This is a genomic window from Streptomyces sp. NPDC053560 (genome assembly GCF_044544605.1).
Classification (GTDB): domain Bacteria; phylum Actinomycetota; class Actinomycetes; order Streptomycetales; family Streptomycetaceae; genus Streptomyces.
On sequence record NZ_JBITXI010000007.1, the window covers coordinates 403,514 to 423,066 of the forward strand.

17 protein-coding genes, 2 tRNA genes and 1 pseudogene are annotated in these 19,553 nt (G+C 72.6%); 16 read left to right on the top strand and 4 right to left on the bottom strand.

Translation table 11 applies throughout. The annotated features are described in order from the left end of the window. Positions 1-320 precede the first annotated feature (320 nt). From proB to ACIGQF_RS19550, 5 genes are all read left to right on the top strand, one after another. Positions 321-1,418 (top strand): glutamate 5-kinase, encoded by a 1,098-nt coding sequence (gene proB, locus ACIGQF_RS19530; RefSeq protein WP_399711685.1) that lies wholly within the window; start codon positions 321-323, stop codon positions 1,416-1,418. 243 nt (positions 1,419-1,661) lie between these two features. Then, positions 1,662-2,171 (top strand): hypothetical protein, encoded by a 510-nt coding sequence (locus tag ACIGQF_RS19535; protein WP_361557602.1) that lies wholly within the window; start codon positions 1,662-1,664, stop codon positions 2,169-2,171. A gap of 365 nt (positions 2,172-2,536) precedes the next feature. After that, entirely contained in the window at positions 2,537-3,814 is a 1,278-nt protein-coding gene (locus ACIGQF_RS19540) for a glutamate-5-semialdehyde dehydrogenase (RefSeq protein WP_399711578.1), read from the top strand. 196 nt (positions 3,815-4,010) lie between these two features. Beyond that, positions 4,011-4,688 carry a hypothetical protein gene (locus tag ACIGQF_RS19545; protein ID WP_399711580.1) on the top strand — a complete coding sequence of 226 codons (678 nt, stop codon included), beginning with the start codon at positions 4,011-4,013 and terminating at the stop codon, positions 4,686-4,688. A gap of 106 nt (positions 4,689-4,794) precedes the next feature. Next, a complete protein-coding gene (locus ACIGQF_RS19550) occupies positions 4,795-6,036 on the top strand; it encodes a hypothetical protein (RefSeq protein ID WP_399711582.1) in 1,242 nt (413 codons plus the stop codon). A gap of 133 nt (positions 6,037-6,169) precedes the next feature. Here ACIGQF_RS19550 and ACIGQF_RS19555 read toward each other — a convergent pair whose 3' ends face one another. Next, on the bottom strand, positions 6,170-7,261 hold the full coding sequence (locus tag ACIGQF_RS19555) for a M48 family metallopeptidase (RefSeq protein WP_399711584.1): 1,092 nt from the start codon (positions 7,259-7,261) through the stop codon (positions 6,170-6,172). Positions 7,262-7,505: 244 nt separating this feature from the next. On the opposite strand from ACIGQF_RS19555, the gene ACIGQF_RS19560 reads away from it, so the two are divergent. The 10 genes and pseudogenes from ACIGQF_RS19560 to phsA form a co-directional block, all read left to right on the top strand. Then, positions 7,506-7,655, top strand: a complete 150-nt coding sequence (locus ACIGQF_RS19560) for a hypothetical protein (protein WP_399711586.1) — start codon at positions 7,506-7,508, stop codon at positions 7,653-7,655. 219 nt (positions 7,656-7,874) lie between these two features. Continuing rightward, positions 7,875-8,039 (top strand): hypothetical protein, encoded by a 165-nt coding sequence (locus ACIGQF_RS19565; RefSeq protein WP_361557585.1) that lies wholly within the window; start codon positions 7,875-7,877, stop codon positions 8,037-8,039. A gap of 50 nt (positions 8,040-8,089) precedes the next feature. Further along, a complete protein-coding gene (gene nadD / locus ACIGQF_RS19570) occupies positions 8,090-8,713 on the top strand; it encodes a nicotinate-nucleotide adenylyltransferase (RefSeq protein ID WP_361557582.1) in 624 nt (207 codons plus the stop codon). 38 nt (positions 8,714-8,751) lie between these two features. After that, the gene (locus ACIGQF_RS19575) at positions 8,752-10,554 is read left to right on the top strand and encodes a LytR C-terminal domain-containing protein (RefSeq protein WP_399711589.1); all 1,803 of its coding nucleotides are present in this window, start codon (positions 8,752-8,754) and stop codon (positions 10,552-10,554) included. A gap of 224 nt (positions 10,555-10,778) precedes the next feature. Next, entirely contained in the window at positions 10,779-11,213 is a 435-nt protein-coding gene (gene rsfS / locus ACIGQF_RS19580) for a ribosome silencing factor (protein ID WP_399711591.1), read from the top strand. Continuing rightward, positions 11,210-11,863 (top strand): histidine phosphatase family protein, encoded by a 654-nt coding sequence (locus ACIGQF_RS19585; RefSeq protein WP_361557772.1) that lies wholly within the window; start codon positions 11,210-11,212, stop codon positions 11,861-11,863. The genes rsfS and ACIGQF_RS19585 overlap by 4 nt, the downstream gene beginning before the upstream one ends. Before the next feature lie 147 nt (positions 11,864-12,010). Then, positions 12,011-12,083, top strand: a tRNA-Ala gene (locus ACIGQF_RS19590). A 256-nt stretch (positions 12,084-12,339) separates the two neighbouring features. Beyond that, on the top strand, positions 12,340-12,498 hold the full coding sequence (locus ACIGQF_RS19595) for a hypothetical protein (protein ID WP_103834116.1): 159 nt from the start codon (positions 12,340-12,342) through the stop codon (positions 12,496-12,498). A 3-nt stretch (positions 12,499-12,501) separates the two neighbouring features. Continuing rightward, on the top strand, positions 12,502-12,735 hold the full coding sequence (locus ACIGQF_RS19600; RefSeq protein ID WP_361557572.1) for a hypothetical protein: 234 nt from the start codon (positions 12,502-12,504) through the stop codon (positions 12,733-12,735). 424 nt (positions 12,736-13,159) lie between these two features. After that, positions 13,160-14,788 (top strand): annotated as a pseudogene (phsA, locus tag ACIGQF_RS19605) (O-aminophenol oxidase PhsA); the annotation flags it as partial. On the opposite strand, the gene ACIGQF_RS19610 reads toward phsA, so the two are convergent. Continuing rightward, positions 14,754-16,208 (bottom strand): glycosyltransferase 87 family protein, encoded by a 1,455-nt coding sequence (locus ACIGQF_RS19610; RefSeq protein WP_399711594.1) that lies wholly within the window; start codon positions 16,206-16,208, stop codon positions 14,754-14,756. The pseudogene phsA and the gene ACIGQF_RS19610 overlap by 35 nt on opposite strands. A gap of 219 nt (positions 16,209-16,427) precedes the next feature. Here ACIGQF_RS19610 and ACIGQF_RS19615 point away from each other — a divergent pair. Beyond that, positions 16,428-16,500, top strand: a tRNA-Ala gene (locus ACIGQF_RS19615). A 214-nt stretch (positions 16,501-16,714) separates the two neighbouring features. Here the strand turns inward: ACIGQF_RS19615 and ACIGQF_RS19620 are convergent. Together ACIGQF_RS19620 and ACIGQF_RS19625 are read right to left on the bottom strand one after the other, a co-directional pair. Further along, the gene (locus tag ACIGQF_RS19620; protein WP_399711596.1) at positions 16,715-18,286 is read right to left on the bottom strand and encodes an NADH-ubiquinone oxidoreductase-F iron-sulfur binding region domain-containing protein; all 1,572 of its coding nucleotides are present in this window, start codon (positions 18,284-18,286) and stop codon (positions 16,715-16,717) included. Next, a complete protein-coding gene (locus tag ACIGQF_RS19625; RefSeq protein WP_399711598.1) occupies positions 18,283-19,491 on the bottom strand; it encodes a hypothetical protein in 1,209 nt (402 codons plus the stop codon). The genes ACIGQF_RS19620 and ACIGQF_RS19625 overlap by 4 nt, the downstream gene beginning before the upstream one ends. Positions 19,492-19,553 lie beyond the last annotated feature (62 nt).

Below are 19,553 nucleotides of genomic sequence, written 5' to 3' on the forward strand. Positions count from 1 at the left end.
ACAATCTGCTGTGGTTCGCATCACCGCGAATCAGGACGATTCGCTCGGAACCAAGGAGGGCCCTTTTCCGTCTTGCGTAGGTTGCCGGTACGCATGATCGCAGGCTTCTGCGGCGTTGCTCACGCGCCGTCCGGCAGGCGATATGGGCAGGCGGGCGATGGGCCGTCTGCCGTAGATTTCGCCCGTACGGGCGTTCATGTCCGTACACCGCACGGCATCCATATGCCGTAAGGGACCGCACCCGGATGCGGGCACGGACGGACAGCGAGACAGGGGTAATGGTGACAGGCGCAGGGCAGGCGGCAGGCGCACGGCAGGACGTGACGGAGGCCCGGCGGATCGTGGTGAAGGTCGGCTCGTCGTCGCTGACCACCGCGGCCGGTGGACTGGACGCGGACCGGGTGGACGCGCTCGTCGACGTGCTCGCCAAGCACCAGGACAGGGAGATAGTGCTGGTCTCCTCCGGTGCGATCGCGGCCGGCCTCGCCCCGCTGGGCCTGGAGAAGCGGCCCCGCGACCTGGCCCGGCAGCAGGCCGCCGCCAGCGTCGGCCAGGGCCTGCTGGTCGCCCGGTACACGGCCTCCTTCGCGCGCTACGGCCGCCGCGTCGGGCAGGTTCTGCTGACCAGCGACGACACCAGTCGCCGCACCCACTACCGGAACGCCTACCGCACCCTCGACCAGCTGCTGGCCATGGGTGCCGTCCCGATCGTCAACGAGAACGACACGGTCGCCACGGACGAGATCCGGTTCGGCGACAATGACCGGCTGGCGGCCCTCGTCGCCCACCTGGTCCGGGCCGACCTGCTGGTCCTGCTCTCGGACGTCGACGGTCTGTACGACGGCGATCCCTCGACCCCCGGTACGTCCCGGATAGCGCAGGTCAGCGGGCCCGAGGACCTGGCGGGCATCTCCATCGGCAGCGCCGGCAAGGCGGGCGTCGGCACCGGCGGCATGGTCACCAAGGTCGAGGCGGCCCGGATCGCCGCCGCGGCCGGCATCCCGGTCGTCCTCACCTCCGCCGTGCACGCCTCCGAGGCGCTGGCCGGCGGCTCGACCGGCACCCACTTCCTGCGCACCGGGCGGCGCTCCGCCGACCGGCTGCTCTGGCTGGCCCACGCCTCGACCCCGCGCGGCGCGCTGACCTTGGACGACGGGGCCGTGGCGGCGATCGTCGAGCGGCACTCCTCGCTGCTGCCGGCCGGCATCGCGGCGGTCGAGGGGAGCTTCAGCGCGGGCGAGCCGGTGGAGCTGCGGAACACGGCGGGGGAGCCCGTCGCACGCGGGCTCGTCAATTTCGACGCACGCGAGATCCCCCGTCTGATCGGCAGGTCCACCCACGACCTCGCACGCGAGCTGGGCCCCGCGTACGAGCGCGAGGTCGTGCACCGTGACGACTTGGTCGTACTGCACCACTGACGGCCGTCACGAGAGGGAAACAGCACGGGAAAGGAGCCGCCCGAGCGGCCGAAAGACCAGCCTTTCAACGGAGACCTTCTCGAAAACGCCCCCGCGACGGGCCGCGGGCTGGTCAACTTTGTTGCGGGGACGCCGAAGGGGAGCGGCGTTTCCGGCGCAGTACGAGCGCGCTACGCCGATGTGAGACAGCACCGATCGGCTCCGCACGCGCGAGCGGAGCGACACGCAAACAGGAGGCCGCCGGTGAGACGAGGGCGCCCAGGGGCGCTGCCCCGAGGGACGGCGGAGCGGACGCTGACCAGCGTGGGGACCAGCACCCGGACCGGTGAGGAGACCATCGGGCCGGAGCGTGACGAACGTGCGCAGCCCGGCGGAAGGCTCAAGGAGGCACCGCTCCCACGGGAGCGGGAGGCCTCCCGGCTCTGGCACGTCACCCTCAGCGTCTCCGGTGCGGAGGCGCCGCTGAAGGAGGTCCGGCGGGCTCTGGAGCAGCTTGCCCACGACCATCCTTTTCTGCTGACCAGCAGGTACGCCAACGACCACGCGGAGATCCGCTACTGGGAGGAGGCCCGGGACCTGCACGACGCGGCGGCGGTGGCCCTGCGGCTGTGGGGCGAGCACCGCTCCTCGGCGAAGCTGCCGCCCTGGGAGATCGTCGGGCTGGAGGTCATCGACCGCGAGACCTACCACCAACGCATCGCCGAGGGTTACGGCCCGCCACCGGCATCGCCGGTGGGAGTGCATCCGTACTGAGGCGCGGGGTGCACTCGTACTGAAGCGGTGGGAGCGCACCCGTACTGAAGCGGCGGGAGTGCACCCCGTACTGGAGCAGCGGGGGCCACCCGTAATGAAGCAGAGCGCATCGCCCGTGGTGAGAACGGTCACCCCTAGGCGCGCACGTAGGCGGGCGGGTACGCAGCGCCTGCGTGCGGCGTACGCGCTGCTCCTCCGGCGGTGCATGCGCTGCGCCTGTGGTGGTGCATGCGCTGCGCCTGTGGCGGTGCATGCGCTGTGCCTCTGTGGGGCGCTCGCGAGGGCGTCCCGGAGTGCCGACCGGGGCGTCCCGCAGTGTGAAATACGGCATGGCCGGGGCCCGCGCCCCGGTTAGGCTGCGGGCCATGACCAGCGCATCCGACGCCGCCCAGTCCTCGCCCGTCCTCGACACCGCCCGCCGCGCCAGGGAGGCGGCCGCCGTGCTCGCCCCGCTGCCGCGCACGGCACGGGACGGCGCGCTGCTGGCCGTCGCCGACGCGCTGGTGGCCAGGACCGAGGAGATCGTCGCCGCCAACGAGGAGGACATCACCAAGGCGCGCGCCGCCGGCACCAGCGACGCCATCGTGGACCGGCTCACGCTCACCCCGGAGCGGATCGCCGCCATCGCCGCCGACGTGCGGCACGTCGTCGCGCTGCCCGACCCGGTCGGCGAGGTCGTCCGCGGCTCGACCCTCCCGAACGGCCTGGACCTGCGCCAGGTCCGCGTCCCGCTCGGCGTCGTCGGCATCATCTACGAGGCCCGCCCGAACGTCACGGTGGACGCCGCCGCGCTCTGCCTGAAGTCCGGCAACGCCGTCCTGCTGCGCGGCTCGTCCTCCGCGTACTCCTCGAACACCGCCCTCGTGGCCGTCCTGCGCGACGCCGTGGAGTCGACCGGGCTGCCCGCCGACGCCGTCCAGCTGGTGCCGGGCCAGAGCCGGGAGTCGGTGAAGGAGCTGATGCGCGCCCGCGGCCTCGTCGACGTGCTGATCCCGCGCGGCGGCGCCTCGCTCATCCGTACGGTCGTGGAGGAGTCCACCGTCCCGGTCATCGAGACCGGCACCGGCAACTGCCACGTGTACGTCGACAAGGACGCCGACATCGAGACGGCGCTCAAGATCCTCATCAACAGCAAGGCGCAGCGCCCCAGTGTCTGCAACGCCGCCGAGACCGTCCTCGTGCACGCCGGCATCGCGGACGCCTTCCTGCCGCGCGCGCTGGCCGCGCTCACGGAGGCGGGCGTGATGGTGCACGGCGACGAGACCTGGCAGAAGGCAGGTCCCGGGATGGTCGCGCCGGCCACCGACGAGGACTGGGCCACGGAGTACCTCTCGTACGACATCGCCGCCGCCGTGGTGCCCGACCTGGACGCCGCCGTCGCGCACATCCGGCGCTGGTCCTCCGGCCACACGGAGGCGATCGTCACCGCCTCGCAGGCAGCGGCCCGCCGCTTCACCCAGCTGGTGGACTCCACGACGGTCGCGGTCAACGCCTCGACCCGCTTCACCGACGGCAGCCAGTTCGGGTTCGGCGCGGAGATCGGCATCTCCACGCAGAAGCTGCACGCCCGCGGCCCGATGGGCCTGCCGGAGCTGACCTCGACCAAGTACATCGTCACCGGCGACGGCCACGTACGGGACTGACGCCTCTTCGGGAAGGCCGGTGCTCCTCAGGGGTGCCCGCGCTAGTAGTGGGCGGGGGCACCAGCAGCGCGGCACGCCGCGTTCGGCGGCCCCCGTTCCGGCCCGTTTCCCGGCCGGTTTCCGCCCCGATCTCCCTGATCGAGGTGAATTCCCTTTCTCCCTGCCCAAATTGACCGTCCGCGGCTAATCTGGACGGGTGCCGGACGACGTGGGGGCCGGGCCGTTCCCGGACGGCGGCGAGCCCGACGAGCACCATCACGGGAGCCATGGAGAGGCGGACGCGCGCTCGTCCCGCGGGGACGAGGGTGACGAGTTCGCCGCCGTGGTCTTCGACGAGGAGTTCGTCCGGTCCGCCCTCATTCACGAGCCGACCGCGGTCGAGCGGATGGTCGCCGCCGCGCAGGCCCGCGCCGAGACCGAGGCCGGCCGGGGGCGCCCGCTTCCGGCCGGTGACCCGCCCGGCGGCCAGGAGGGCCGAGAAAGCCCTGGAGGGCCCGCAGGAGCGCCGGACGGGCAGCGGAGCGGGGAATTCCTCCCCTACAGCCCCTACGGCCCGTACGGCGGCGCTCTTCGGCCGTACCGCGGTACGGCCCGCTGGCACCGCCCCATCGCCTGGGCGCTCGCCGTCCTGATGGGCATCGGCATGGTCGTCCTCGCCTTCACGGCCGTGTACCGCGGCGCTTCCGGCCGCACCCAGACCCCGGCCCCGCCGCCCGCGACCACCGGCGTCGACGGCAGACCGCCCACGGCGCACATCGGCCAGGCGCCCGCTTCCAGCGCCGAACGCGGCGGCCCGGCCCCGCCCGTCGTACTGCCCTCGGCCTCCGCCGACTCCGGCCCGCCGTCGGCGTCCGCCGTGCCGCGCGTGCCCTGACCGGCCGCTCCCTTTCGCGCCGTCCGCGCGCCCTGCCTGACCTGCACGGGGAAGTTGGCGCGCACCTGGGCGTTTACCTCGGCCGCCGCCGACCTACTCTTGTTGTATGACCGGGCCAGGCGACCCTCCCGAAGGGACCCCAGAGGGAGCCCCGGGCGGAGGGGAGGACGAGTACCGATCCGTCGTGTTCGACGAATCGTTCGTACGCGCTGCGCGCTTGCAGGAGTTCTCCGCCCAGGAGCGGATGGTGGACCACGCACACGCGGTGCGCAGCCGCCATGCCTGGTCGCGTTTCGGCGGTTCCCGGCAGGCGCTGATCCTCGTCCTGCTGATAGCGCTGGCCTTCGGTACCGCCATCTACATGGGCATCCGCCATCCGTACCGCGCGCCGAACCCCAGCCCCGCACCGCCGCTGCGCAGCACGGTCATTCCGCTCGCGCCCGTGGGCACGGTGCCCGGCGGGCGCCCCGGTGACCTGTACGAGCGCAGTCCGGCGGCAGGCTTCCGGACCGGTGCCGAGGGCGTGAACCTTCCCGTGGTGCGGCGCACCGGCGAGTTCTCCGAGAACCAGGTCATGACCGCGCTGACCACCGCGAAGGAGTACGTCGTACGGTCCTCGCTGGACCCGGACACGCTGGCCGGCGGGCCCGCGCGGGGCGTGCGGCTGCTGCTGGAGACCTCGCAGCTCGACCAGTTCGACCGGAGCCTGGAGCGGCCGTCCGACGACGGGCGGCACGCCGCGACCGGCTGGCTGGTGCGCCTCGATCCTTCACGGGTCCGGCTCGCCGATCCGCGCGTACGGGTCGAGGGCACCCTCGCGGCCGAGCCGGCGGCGGGCGGCAACGCCCTGGAGGTCACCGCCGACTACACCTTCGTCTACGCGGTACGGCCGGCCGGCGACCGGGCCGGCACCGGAGGGCCGGGGAACACCGCACCGGCCGCCTCGGGCACGGCGACGGCGCCGTCCGGTTCGGGAAGGGCGGCACCGGCCGCCGACGCGCGGCCCGCGGGAAGTACGAAGCCGGGTGACGGCACGGCACACGCTCTCGCGCAGCGGCGGGCCGACGGCGCGTCACTCTTCACCGTCCGCCGCGAGCTGCACTTCCGCTTCGACCGCGACGACCTGCGCGACCGCCGCCTGGAGGTCCAGTCGAGCTACCTCCAGGCGGGTCCGATGTCCTGCAACTCCGGCCCGGAGAGCGCGCTGCGGCCGCTGCTCGCGGGCGAACGGGCCGGGAACGGCCGCCCCCAGGGCACCGACCCCTACGCCCACGGCAGCACCAACGCCTCGCTCTGCGGCGTCATGGCCCCGTCGGCCGAACCCAGCCCGCTGAACCCAGCCCGCTGAACTGGCGGGGCCGGACCGGGGCGGTGGCCGGGCGGCCCCGGGGCATCCCGAGCCGCTCGGAGGCTCTGGGGAGCAGCTCGGAGCCTTCCGGGCTTGAACCTTCCGGCGTCCGGCTCCCGGCCTCCTTGCCGCCCTACTTGCCGTCGGACGGGGCGTCAGGACCGTCGGTCCCCTGCCGGCCAGAGCCCCCGCTCCGGCCGCTGCCGAACACCGTGTCCCGCAGCTTGCCGCCCAGGTCGCCCGCGCCGCCCGCGATGTCCCGCACCAGCCCCATCAGCGGGTCCTTGCTGTTGCGCACCGAGTCGGCGTAGTGCGTCGCGGACTCCTTGAAGGAGTCGGACACCGAGGTGTCCTTGTCCTCGTCGCGGCGCGGGTAGTGGCCGTCCATGATGCGCTGGTGGTCCCGCGACGCGGCCCACTTCTTGAGCTCGGCGGCGCGCACGGTCGTGAAGGGGTGGCTGCGCGGCAGCACGTTCAGGATCTTCAGCACGGAGTCGCGCAGGTCGCCGCCGCGCTCGTACTCCTCCGCCTGGGCGAGGAAGGAGTCGACGTTCATCTCGTGGAGGTGGTTGCCGCCCGCGAGCTTCATCAAGCCGCGCATCGAGGCCTGGAGGTCCTGGCCGACCAGCAGGCCCGCCCGGTCCGCCGACAGCTCGGACTTGCGGAACCACTCGCGCAGCCCGGTCACTATCGCCATGATCGCCACATTGCCCAGCGGGATCCACGCGACCTTCAGGGCCAGGTTCGTCAGGAACAGCAGTATCGTCCGGTACACCGCGTGCCCGGACAGCGCGTGCCCGACCTCGTGGCCGACGACCGCGCGCATCTCCTCCTCGTCGAGCAGCTCGACGAGCCCCGTGGTCAGCACGATCACCGGCTCGTCCAGGCCGATGCACATGGCGTTGGGCTGCGGGTCCTGATTGACGTACATCGGCGGGACCTTCTCCAGGTCCAGGATGTAACAGGCGTCCCGCAGCATGTCGTTGAGGTGCACGAACTGCTGGTCGCTGACCCGCACCGAATCCGAGAGATACATCAGCCGCAGGCTGCGCTCGGGCAGCAGGCCGCTGAGTGCCTTGAAGACGGTGTCGAACCCGCTCAGCTTGCGCAGGGCCACCAGAGCGGACCGGTCCGCGGGGTGCTCGTACGCCCGGGAAGAGATCCCCGGGAACCGCCTGCGGTCCCTGCTCGGTACACGTTCGCTGCCGTTCGGGCCATCCGTCATTGGGGCCTCCCCCTGAATTCGACTGCGTGATTTCAGAGTAGAGGACGCCACTGACAGCGCTTTGGATGCCCGGCGTACGCTGGCGGAGGAACGAATCGCCGCAGATGCCCGCAAGGGACGGCCCGTGCGTGCGGATGCCCGGGGGCCGCCACGCGTGCGCGCCGCGGCGGAGGACGGCCGGCCGACCGGCCCGGGTCCGTGCCGCGCACGAGCCCGCACAGCCCCCAAAGGAGCGCGACCCCTCATGGTGGACCCGAGCGTGCTGCTCGCCGCACAGACCTCCAACGCCGACGGACCGGGCTGGATCCTGCGTTCCGTGATCATCGTCGGCGTGCTCGGCGCGGTCTTCCTGGCCTGGTTCCTGCTGCGCGGCTACGGCGGCGACCAGGAGTGAGGCGTGCCCGAGGCGTCGGGCGAGCCGTTCGAGGCGCCGGGCGATCCGCCCGTTGCGCCGGGTAAAGCCTCCGACGAGGGCGGCTGATGAGGGCGGAAACCACCGGAAAGGTCCCCTCGTGGGCCGTTCCGGCGGAGTCGGCGTGAGGCCCGGACCGGCCCGCGCTTACGATGTGAGCGAAGTCCCTGCCCGCATCAGCCCGGATTGGTTCTGCCGACGATGAGCCTGCACACCACCGCACACTCCGTCCTGGTCGCCCTCGCCGAGGGCGGCGAGCACGGCGGCAACCACAACAGCCTCAACCCACTGATCACCGGTGGCGGCGCCCTCGTCGCGCTGCTGCTCCTGCTGTGGATCACCACGCGCTTCAACCGGGACCGCTGAGGCAGGGACCCGTATCCCTCGGCGAGCGGCGCCCAGTAGGGTCTGCACGCATGGGAGAGCAGACAGGGCCCGTGAAGCGGCGGCTCGGAGTGATGGGCGGGACTTTCGACCCGATCCACCATGGTCACCTGGTCGCCGCCAGCGAGGTGGCCAGCCAGTTCCACCTCGATGAGGTCATCTTCGTACCGACGGGACAGCCGTGGCAGAAGAGCCACAAGGCGGTGTCCCCGGCCGAGGACCGGTATTTGATGACGGTCATCGCGACCGCGTCCAACCCCCAGTTCTCCGTCAGCCGCATCGACATCGACCGCGGCGGCAAGACGTACACGATCGACACCCTCAGGGATCTGCGCACCGAGCACACGGACGCGGATCTCTTCTTCATCACCGGCGCCGACGCGCTCGGCCAGATCCTGACCTGGCGGGACGCGGAGGAGCTGTTCTCGCTCGCGCACTTCATCGGGGTGACCAGGCCCGGCCACGTACTGGCCGACCCCGGCCTGCCCGAGGGCGGGGTCTCCCTGGTCGAGGTGCCGGCCCTGGCCATCTCCTCGACCGACTGCAGGGCGCGCGTCGCCCAGGGTGAGCCGGTCTGGTACCTGGTGCCGGACGGCGTGGTGCGCTACATCGACAAGCGCCGTCTCTACCGGGACGACCGCGACGACGACCGCTGACGACGACCGCCGACGGGGCCGACGGAAAGAGGGCACCGGTGAACGACCGACAGGATCCGTACGCGCCACGGGACCCGTACGCCCAGGACCCCTACGAAGGGGGCCAGGACCAGCAGAACGGGCCCGGGTACGCCTACGACGCCTATGGGCAGCCGGTGTACCAGGAGACGCCGAACCAGTACGACCCCTACGGCACGCCGTACGGGCATCAGCAGGGCCAGGGTTACGAGCAGCCGTACGACGGCCGCGACCAGGGCTACGGCCAGGGCGGCTACGACCAGGGGCACGGCCAGGGCTACGACCCGTACGGCGGCTACCAGCAGCCCGTACAGCAGGCGCAGCAGACCCAGCAGCAGAGCTGGGTCCCGCAGCAGCCGCAGTACGGGCAACAGGAGTACGTCCAGTCGCAGCCCCATGAAGCGCAGCCCTCGTACGAGCCGCAGGCCCCGTACGGAGCACAGGCGCCGTACGAGGCGCAGGCCCCGTCCGGTGGCCGGTCCGCGCACGACGCGGCTCCTCCGGGCCCGATGCAGGCCCGGCCGGGCGGCGTCGGCGGCGCCGACGGCGCGGACCGCCCGTCCGGCGAGGAGTACCGCACCGAGCAGTTCTCGTTCATCGAGGAGCAGGACGAAGACTCCGAAGACGTCATCGACTGGCTGAAGTTCACCGAGAGCCGCACCGAGCGGCGCGAGGAGGCCAAGCGCCGCGGCCGCAGCCGCATCATCGCGCTGACCGTCGTCCTCGTCCTGCTGGCCGCGGGCGGCGTCGGCTACCTGTGGTGGGCCGGCAAGCTTCCGGGCCTGGGCGGCGCCGCCACCGGGGACGCGGCCGCCGCCGCGGGCCAGAAGCGTGACGTGCTGCTGGTCCACCTCCGGCAGACCGGCAGCGACGAGAGCTCGACGGCGCTGCTCGTCGAGAACGAGACCACGCACAAGGGCACGACCGTCCTGCTCCCCAACAGCCTCGCCATCACCGGGGACGACGGCCAGGCCACCACCCTCGGCAAGTCCGTGCAGGACGCCGGCACCGAGCCGACGCGCGACTCCCTGAACACGCTGCTGGGCGCCGACATCAAGGCGAGCTGGCGGCTGGACACGCCGTACCTGGAGAACCTCGTCGAGACGGTCGGCGGCATCACCGTGGACGCCGACGCCACCGTGCCCGGCGCCAAGAAGGGCGACGACCCGCTGGTCAAGGCGGGGAAGGGTCGCGTCATGAACGGCCAGGCGGCCGTCGCGTACGCCACCTACCGGGGCCCGGGCGAGCTGCAGACAAAGCAGCTGGCGCGCTTCGGGCAGGTGATGCAGGCCACCCTGAAGCGGATGTCCAGCGACGCGGACGGTGCGACCGCCACGGTGAAGGCCCTCATGCAGGTACTGGACCCGCCGCTCACCGTGGGCCAGCTCGGCAGCTCCCTCGCGCAGCGCGCCGAGCTCGCCAAGACCGGCGCGTACCGGACGACGGTGCTGCCCGTGCAGCAGGACGGCACGCTCAGCGCGGCGACCGCCTCCGACGTGGTCAAGGACGTCCTGGGCGGCAAGGTGAAGAAGACCGATCCGAGCGCGACCGCCAGGGTCGGCGTCCGGAACGCCTCGGGCAGTCAGAAGGCGGTCGGACAGGCACAGGCCGCGCTGGTCAACGGCGGGTACTCCTTCGTGGACGGCGGCACCGCAGCGGGCTCCCTGTCGGCGTCCCGGGTGACGTACGCGGAAGAGGCGTACAAGCCGCGCGCCGAGGAGGTCGCGAAGACGCTGGGCCTGTCGGCGGGTGCGGTGAAGAAGGGCAAGGTCGCCTCGAACGCCGACATCACGGTGCTGCTGGGGAGCGACTACAAGGGGTGAGCGACGCGGGGCGGGGGTCGGCCACGACGGCGGCCCCCGCGCCCGCCGGGCTTCTCCCCTTCACGGCCTGACCAGCAGCGATGGGTGCTTGTCCACAAGCCCGCCGGGGTGTCAGCGGTCCGTGAGACCCTTGAGGGGTACTTGACCGCTGACTCGGCTGCGGTCGGCGGGCCTTCCCGCGGACGGGGCCGGGCAGCAACGCCACCGACCCGGAAGTTTGGCTTGTGACCGCCACGGACCGCTCCATCGAGCTCATCAACGCCGCCGCGCAGGCGGCCGCCGACAAGCTCGCGCACGACATCATCGCGTACGACGTCAGCGACGTCCTCTCGATCACCGACGCCTTCCTGCTGGCTTCGGCGCCCAACGACCGCCAGGTCAAGTCGATCGTCGACGAGATCGAGGAGCGGCTGAACAAGGACCTGGGCGCCAAGCCGGTGCGCCGCGAGGGCGACCGCGAGGCCCGCTGGGTGCTCCTGGACTACGTGGACATCGTCATCCACGTCCAGCACAGCGAGGAGCGTGTGTTCTACGCCCTGGAGCGGCTGTGGAAGGACTGCCCCGAGCTGGAGCTTCCGGAGGACGCCAAGGCGACCCGCGGCAAGGCTGCGGAGCACGCCGAGGAGACCGCCGCCGAGCAGGACGGAGAGCTGCGCTGAACGGCACGAAGGGGGGCCGTGGCCGCAAGATCGTCCTGTGGCGGCACGGCCAGACGGCATGGAACCTGGAGCGGCGCTTCCAGGGCACCACGGACATCGAGCTCACCGAGGCGGGCGTCGAGCAGGCGCGCCGTGCCGCTCGGCTGCTCGCCGCGCTGAAGCCGGACGCGATCATCGCTTCCGACCTCAAGCGGGCGCGACGCACGGCCGCCGAGCTGTCGGAGGTCACGCGGCTGGACGTGACGCACGACGAAGCGCTGCGTGAGACGTACGCGGGCGCCTGGCAGGGCCTGACGCACGAAGAGATCATGGCCGCGTACGGCGAGCAGTACGCCGCCTGGAAGCGCGGCGAGCCGGTGCGCCGTGGCGGCGGCGAGCTGGAGACCGAGGTCGCGGACCGCGCGGCGCCGCTCGTGCGGCTGGCGGCGGACAAGCTGCCCGACGACGGCACTCTGGTCGTGGTGAGCCACGGCGGCACGATCCGTACGACGATCGGCCGGCTGCTGGGCCTGGAGCCGCATCACTGGGAGGGCCTGGGCGGCCTGTCGAACTGCTGCTGGTCCGTCCTGGGCGAGGGGGCGCGCGGCTGGCGCCTGCTGGAGCACAACGCCGGCACCCTTCCCGAGCCGGTGCTGGGCGACGACGACTGACGCCCGGCGGACCGGTCGGCGGCGGCTCTCCGGAGGCCGTCCAGCGGCCGGCCGGACCCGGATTTCACATCTGGGCAGGTCGCAGGCTAAAGTTCTTCTTGTTCGCGGCGCCGCCGGGGAAAACCCCGGAGGAGCGGAACAAGACCCGGGGCTATAGCTCAGTTGGTAGAGCGCCTGCATGGCATGCAGGAGGTCAGGAGTTCAATTCTCCTTAGCTCCACAACCCGGATGATCCCGCCCTCTGGCGGAGACGGAGAGCGATTCTCCGCCTCGCCAGGAGGCGGGATCACTGCTGTTTCCGGGCTTTGAGGGCGCGTTCCTCGCCGTGCGCGCCGTGGTGAGCGCCCGCGCAATGGCTTGTGCGTAACTGCGTGGCGACAGCGGGAAGCACGTCCGAACCGGCGAGGCTGCGGGCCTGACCTGGTCGGCGGTCCGTGGCAGAATCGGACGGCGCCGGCAGGGGAGGAGAGAACGCGATGCCCACGAGCATCATCGAGGAGGTCCGTGACCTGCTCGGCGTTGCCACCTCCGCGCTGCAATGCCCTTCCTGCGGCTCGCCGCACGTGGCGCAGATGCTGGGCGACAACGGTGGGATCTCGTTCGTCTGTACGGCCTGCGGCCACAGCTGGAGCTGACTGATGGGGGCACACAGCCGGAAGTGCGACTGGTGCGCCAGCGGTACGCCCATCGTGCGTGACATGGAGCCGCCGAACCCCGACTTCCAGTACTGGTGCGAGGAATGCGCCCGGGCACTGGTCATCAAGGGCGACCCCATCGAGACCTACCGTGAGCTGGACGGCGAGCCCATCTACGGCCGCCTGCTCGACGAGCACTGCACGCTTAAGCGGTTCTACTCCTTCGCCACCGCCTGAGGTACACGCGCGAGTTCGGCTCCCGTGGCCCTGTCGCCCGAGCCCTCTTTCCCGGCGCACCACCGCGCTCGCGGCGCCCCCGTCACCCCTGCATGACCGTTTCTCCACAACTTCGGCGCATAACAAGCGCCCTGAGCTATTTTCAGCTTTGACGCCACGGACCGGACCGGTCCGCTCCTCTATGTGCCTACTGAAGACGATTGGCCGGAAAATTCACGTTGCGGGTGGAACTCCGGCCGTACCGTGAGGCGTTGTAGGAATCAGAACTGCCGCCGCGAAACGGCCGGCGGCAGGGGGGAAGCGACGGGGGTCGCAAGTGACCGACACAGTTGTGGGGGCCGCACCGCAGACGGGGACCATCGCGGAGCGGGACGACGGACGGGCGACGGCGGCGGGACTCACGCCATTCGTCGACGCATTGCGCGTGCCGCCCGTCATCAAGCCGGGCCGCGCGGAAGCCCTGCGCGGCATCACCATCGAGCAGAAGACCAGCTGGGTGCGGCTGCATTCCCAGCTCCCGCCCACCAAGGTGTGGGCGTACGAGGGGCATTACCCGGGCCCGACCATCGACATCCGCCGCGGCCGGCGGCTCCGGGTGTCCTGGACGAACCGCCTCACGGGCGCCTTCCCGGTGACCGCCGTGGAGGTGGCGGCGACGCCGGAGGTGCCCGCGCCGCTGGACGAGCCGGGGCGCGGCGGGACCGCCCCGGTGCCCGGCGTGGCCGAACTCCCGCCCTGGGTCGTCACGCATCTGCACGGCGCGGTGACCGGCGGCGGCAACGACGGCTGGTCGGAGAACGCCGTATCGCCCGGAGACGCCCAGCTCTCCGAGTATCCGAACGACCACCGGGCGACGACCTGGTGGTACCACGACCACGCCATGGACATCACCCGCTGGAACGTCTTCTCCGGACTGGCCGGCATGTACCTCCTGCGGGACGACGAGGAGGACGCGCTGCACCTCCCGTCCGGCGAGCGCGAGATCCCGCTGGTCATCCAGGACCGCAACCTCGACACGGACGAGGAGGGCCGGCTGACCGGCAGACTGCTCCACAAGACCCTGATCGTCGGCAAGGACAACCAGGGGAAGAACATCACCATCCCGTTCTCGGGCCCCTACACGCTCGTGAACGGCACGATCTGGCCCCACCTGGACGTCGACGCGCGCTGGTACCGCTTCCGGCTGCTCAACGCCTCCAACGCCCGGACGTACACCCTCCAGCTGATCGATGAGGAGACGGGCCGTCCGGTCACCGGCGCGGTGCACCAGATCGGTTCGGACGGCGGGCTGCTGCCGCGCCCGCTGCCGGTGGACGGGACGCTGTCGGTGGCCTCCGCCGAGCGGATGGACCTGCTGATCGACTTCGGTCGGCTGCGCGGCCGGCGGCTGCGGCTGGTCAACGCCGCGCCGGGCGTGAAGTACCCCCAGGTGATGCAGTTCCGGGTCGGTTCGAAGAAGGTGACCGATTCCTTCGTGCTGCCCGCCGTGATCTCGCCGACCTTCGAGCGGATCACCCATGACAACGCGCCGAAGCACGAACACCGCCTGATAGCCCTCACCCCGCCGGGCCCGATCGGCAACGGCCACCCGGAGATGTGGGAGATGCACGAGGTCGACCCCGGCCACGTGACCATCCCGTCCGAGGGAATCATCCAGATCAAGGGGCCCGACGGCACGACGCGTACGTACCAGCGCGGCGCGCGCATGTTCGACGACGCCCTCGGGTTCATGGTCCGGTACGACGACTGGGAGCAGTGGAGCTTCCTGAACCTGGGCGGCGCCGGTACGCACCCGATGCACATCCATCTGGTCGACTTCCAGGTGCTCGGCCGCCACCGCTATCCGGCGGTGCCGGACAGCCCGTACGACAACGCGCTGGGAGGCACTCGCAGCCCACTGGAGTACGGGGGCCAGGTCCCGGTGGCCCCGGGCGATCAGGGCTGGAAGGACGTCATACAGGTGCCTCCGGGCCAGATGGTGAACGTGATCGGCCGCTTCCACGGCGCCAAGGGCCGCTTCATGTACCACTGCCATCTGCTGGAACACGAGGACATGGGGATGATGCGCCCGTTCGTGGTGATGCCTCCGGAGGTGCTGGCGTTCCATCACCACCAGCCGGGCGGGGGCCACGACCACGGGGGTCACTGAACCGGGGCGCGCCGGTCCGGCGCAGGAGGACGGCGGTCAGCAGCAGTAGCGCGACACCCGCGATCGGGTAGACGCCCGAGAGCAGCATCTGGCCGCCGTTCTGGTGCAGTTCCGCGTGGGAGTGGGGCCGGTGCGGCACCCACCACAGAGCGAAGGAGGCGAAGAGCAGCCCGAGCACTCCGGTCGCGGCCCAGAGCCGGCGGCCCGCCCGGGTGGCCCGGCCGCCGCGGCGCACGGCCTCGGTGCCGAGCAGGATCAGCATCGGTACGGCCCACACCCAGTGGTGCGACCAGGAGACCGGACTGACCAGCAGCGCGGTGGTCGCGCAGACCACGGTCGCCCAGGCGCGTTGTCCCCGCAGCAGGGCGGTGGTCGCGAGCGTCAGCCCCGCGATCGCCGCCACGGCCGCCGCGGCCGGCCACCACAGGCCGGTGTCGGGGGTGTGCAGCAGCCGGGCGAGGACGCCGCGCAGCGACTGGTTCGCGGTGATCTCCACATCGCCCGGCCGGTCGGAGGCGAAGACGATCTCGGTCCAGAAGCGGGCCGAGTCGCGGGGGAGAGCCAGGGCGGAGAGGAGGACGGTGCCGAGGAAGGCCAGGACCGCAACGCATGCCTGACGCAGCCAGGGGTTCCAGGTGCCGCGCAGCCCCTGGCCGGGGCGACGGAGCTGACGGGCGCGCAGCAGTCCGGCCAGCGCGAGCCATACGGCGAAGAGGGCCGGCGTGAGCTTGATCCCGGCCGCGATGCCGATGCCGATGCCTGCCCAGCGGCTGGTGTCCCGGCGGGTGACGTCCCAGAGCACGAGCACGGCGAGGAGGAGGTTGATCTGCCCGTAGCGCAGCGTGGTCCACACGGGCTCGCACCACACCAGCAGCGCGGAGAGCGCGAGCGTCAGGGCGGCCTGCCGGGTGCGCGGGGCGCGGGACCCGGGGGCGGCCGAGGGCAGGCCGGTCAGCCGCAGGGTGAGGTGCACCACGGCGACCAGGAGCAGGAGGTTGCCGAGGGTGGCGAGCGTGCGCATCTCCGGTACGCCGAGGACGGTCAGCGGCATGAAGAGCAGGGCGGCGAAGGGGGGATAGGTGTTGGGCAGCCGCGCGGAGGTGGCGAGCATGTCGTAGAGGTCGCCGCCGGTGCGGGCGGTCCAGCCCTCGGCGCGGTAGACCATCAGGTCCAGCATGGTCACGCCGGCCAGCCGCTGGACGATCCAGAAGACCGTGAAGGAGAGCGCGCAGGCCAGGGCGGCCGCCAGGACGCGGCGGTGCGCGCCCGTGGGAGAGGACGGACCGCGGAGTCCGGCGGACTGGTCGAGCTTCGGCGCGGTCACGTTCCAGGCCCCCGGTTTCTTTCGAGCACTGACGATCGACAGTACCTCCGCCGACCGCCTCGCCGGGTGCCGCGCGAGCGCCCGCGTCGGCCCTCAGGGGGCCCGGCGGAGCGGCGCCGGAAAGGGTCCGGGAAAGCGATTTGGCAAAGGCCCGGGGCAGCCGTGTAATGTAGTCGATGTCGCCGCGAGGGAAACCCCGCGAAGACCACAACAGAACACGGGGCTATAGCTCAGTTGGTAGAGCGCCTGCATGGCATGCAGGAGGTCAGGAGTTCAATTCTCCTTAGCTCCACAGTGATCAGAGCGGGCCGTCCGAAGAGGACGGCCCGCTCTGGCGTGTGCGCGGGATTTCCCGGTACGCAGTGCCCGCCCGCCCGCCCGCCCGCCCGCCCGCCGGTGCTGGCCCGGCCGTAATCGCGAGTCCCTGCCCCCTGCCCCCCTGGCCTTCTGTCTCCTGTCGGCCGGAGTGTGCCGCGCGTCACCCCCGGTGCCGCCGCTGTCGGCGGTCACGGCTTCTCCAGGCGGAGCGCCAGGGCCGGGCAGCGGCGTACGGCGCGCTGGGCGCGGGCCCGCAGCGCTCCTGGGAGCACGTCGTCGGAGAGTACGGGGAAGCCGTCCCGGTCGAGCCGTACGGCCTCGGGGAGCAGACCGGCGCACAGCCCGTGCCCCTCGCACAGCGTCCAGTCCACCGCCAGCCGTTCCCCGGCGGCCTCCAGGGCCCCGGACCCCTCTCCCGCGCCGTTCGCCGCACCGTCGGCCTCCTCGGGCGGCAGCGGGAGCAGCTCGGCGGTGGGCCGGCCGCAGCCGTTGCCCAGGACGTGCGCGGCGAGATCGTCGGGGAAGGCGGCGAGCGCCGACAGGACGAACCGGGCCGAGCCGTCGGGGTGTTTGCAGGCGCCCCGCCCCCGTACGCCGCGCGCCGCCGCCCGCACCGCCTCCAGGGCCGGCTGTCCGCCGCCGCCCAGCGCTTCCGCGAGAACGTCGGCCAGGGAGGGCAGGCCCAGCCGGCACGGCCCGCACTGCCCCGCCGACTCCGCCGCCAGCCACCGCGCGATCCGCAGTGCCTCGCCGAGCGGGCAGGTCCGCGCGGACAGCGGCAGTACCGCGCCCGCGCCCAGCGCGCCGCCGCGCGCCGCGAGCGCCTCCCGGGAGAGCGGCGTCCCGTACGCCGTGGCGGGGTCCAGCCAGGCCCCGTGGTACCCGCCGATCAGCACGCCGGGGGGTGCCGGCTCCGCTCCGCAGGCCTGCAGGACGTACGGCAGCGGCACGCCGCTGGGGGCCTCGACCACCATGGGCGTGGGGACGGCGCCGGAGACCGTGAGCAGGATCGTGCCCGGCTCGCCGGGCAGACCGGTGTCGGCGTAGCGGTCGGGGCCGAGGCGCGCTGCGACGGCGAGTTGGGCGAAGGTCTCGGCGTTGGACAGCAGCGTCGGGGCACCGCCGAGCCCGGACTCGGCGGCCCGCGCCCGACGGCCCGGGGGCAGGGGTGGCCCGCCTTCGGCGGCCCTGATCAGCGCGGATGCCTCTCCGGAGACCAGGCGCTCGGGCGAGCGCACGACCTGCGCGCGCAGCGCACGCCCGCGCCGCTTGCGCGCCAGTCCGCGTTCCGCGAGGGCTTCCCGTACGGAGTTCTCGGCGGTCGCCTTCGTCACGCCGACGACGACCAGGCGGGCGCCGAGCGCTGTGGCGGCCAGCAGCGCACCGTCCAGGACGAGGTGCGGCGCGCGGCACAGCAGCACGGTGTCCTTGCGGCAGGCGGGCTCGCCCTCGCAGCCGTTGACCACGACGACGGGACGTACCCCGCGGCGGGCCGCTGCCTCGGCGACCGCCGTCAGCTTCCGCGCGAGCGGGAACCCGGCGCCGCCCCGGCCGCGCAGCGCCACGGCGTCGGCGACGGCGGCCAGCTGGTCCCAGGTCAGTACGGGCGGCGAGCCGTGGAGGAGCAGGTGCTGCTTGCGGTTCAGCCGCTCCGTGTCGTCGAACCCGGCGAACAATCGTGGCAGCCCCAGCACCTGCACGCCGGGCACGTCGGGCAGCGGCCCGCCGGCCGCATACGGGGCCAGCGTGGCGACGGTCACGTGGTCCGGCCGTTCGGCGCGTGCGGAACGGCAGCACCCTCGGTGACCACCGGCTGCACGAGGGTGGGCGGCCCGGCCCACTCGGAGCCGTGGGACGCGGCTCCGAGGCCGGCGTACGGGAGGCGCTCCGTGTGCACCTCGCCCGGGGCGAAGTCGCTGTCCGGGAGGCCGTCGTCGTACGGCGCGTACGGTGCGGAGACGTACGGCAGCCTCTGTGTGGGGGCGTCGGCCAGGGCCCACGAAGCGTCGGCCGGGGCCCACGAAGCGTCGGCCGGGGCCCACGAGGGGGCCGCTTGCGCCGCGCTTACGGGGACGTCGCTCGCGCCGTGCTCGAAGCCCGCCGCGGCCACCTTCTGGGAGGCAGTGTGCGCCTCGGGGGCGGAGTGCGTCTGCGTACGGCCCGCCGCCCTGCGTCCGGTCCGTCGCCTGCCCGGCTTCCGGGAGCGCAGCGGCAAGGAGAAGGGCAGGTCCCGGCGCAACGTGAGGTACGGGAAGCGCGCGCACGGGGTGCACAGCAGGCGGGCCAGCAGCGCGCCCAGGACCGCGGTGAGACACAGCACGTACCCCGTCGTGACCCAGCCGGCGGGCGCGCGGCCGGACTTGAGTCCGTGCACGAGGGCCAGGCACCACGCGGCGTACGCGCTGGTGTGCAGGGCCCGCCAGCGCCCGGAGGTCCGCCCGCGCCCGGCGAACGCACTGCGCAGCGCGCCGGTCGCGGCGGCCAGCACCATGAGCAGCCCGGCCAGCGTGCCGAACCCGATGAGCGGTGCGGTGCCGGGTGCGACGGGCCCGGCGAGCACCACGGAGGCGAAGGGCAGGAACGCGTCCAGGAAGCGGGCGTGCGCCTCGGCCACCTTGACGGCGATGTGCAGCACCAGGAAGCCGAGCGAGGCGGTGGCGAGCGCCCGGTGGATGCCCTGCGCGAGGAGTCTGGTGCGCGGCGCCAGGACGGTACGGCCGGTCGAGAGCAGGCCCCAGACGACGGCGGAGGTCAGAGAAACGAGCGTGAGCACCCCTGCGGTCTGGTCGAAGAACGCCTGGAAGGCGGGTGCGGCGGCGAGGAGCGGGAGGGCCAGCAGGGCACCGGCCCCGAGGGTGAGCGCGGGACGCGGCTTCCGGAGGCGCTGGGGGAGGTGTGCGCGGGGGAGGCGGGGACGGCGGGGGCGGGCCGCTCGGCGCGCCGCCCGGCCCGATAAGAGTGGCATGCCCGGCAAGCTAGGGGCCGTCGCGCGGGCGTAGCGGCGGCTTGCCGTATCCCGCCCGTACG

What these genes read in the sequence shown, in the direction of transcription:
- ACIGQF_RS19600 (WP_361557572.1), top strand. Translation starts at nt 12,502, where the DNA reads ATGGGGGCACACAGCCGGAAGTGCGACTGGTGCGCCAGCGGTACGCCC.
- ACIGQF_RS19595 (WP_103834116.1), top strand. Translation starts at nt 12,340, where the DNA reads ATGCCCACGAGCATCATCGAGGAGGTCCGTGACCTGCTCGGCGTTGCC.
- ACIGQF_RS19550 (WP_399711582.1), top strand. Translation starts at nt 4,795, where the DNA reads ATGACCGGGCCAGGCGACCCTCCCGAAGGGACCCCAGAGGGAGCCCCG.
- ACIGQF_RS19555 (WP_399711584.1), bottom strand. Translation starts at nt 7,261, where the DNA reads ATGACGGATGGCCCGAACGGCAGCGAACGTGTACCGAGCAGGGACCGC.
- ACIGQF_RS19560 (WP_399711586.1), top strand. Translation starts at nt 7,506, where the DNA reads ATGGTGGACCCGAGCGTGCTGCTCGCCGCACAGACCTCCAACGCCGAC.
- ACIGQF_RS19625 (WP_399711598.1), bottom strand. Translation starts at nt 19,491, where the DNA reads ATGCCACTCTTATCGGGCCGGGCGGCGCGCCGAGCGGCCCGCCCCCGC.
- ACIGQF_RS19565 (WP_361557585.1), top strand. Translation starts at nt 7,875, where the DNA reads ATGAGCCTGCACACCACCGCACACTCCGTCCTGGTCGCCCTCGCCGAG.
- ACIGQF_RS19540 (WP_399711578.1), top strand. Translation starts at nt 2,537, where the DNA reads ATGACCAGCGCATCCGACGCCGCCCAGTCCTCGCCCGTCCTCGACACC.
- nadD (WP_361557582.1), top strand. Translation starts at nt 8,090, where the DNA reads ATGGGAGAGCAGACAGGGCCCGTGAAGCGGCGGCTCGGAGTGATGGGC.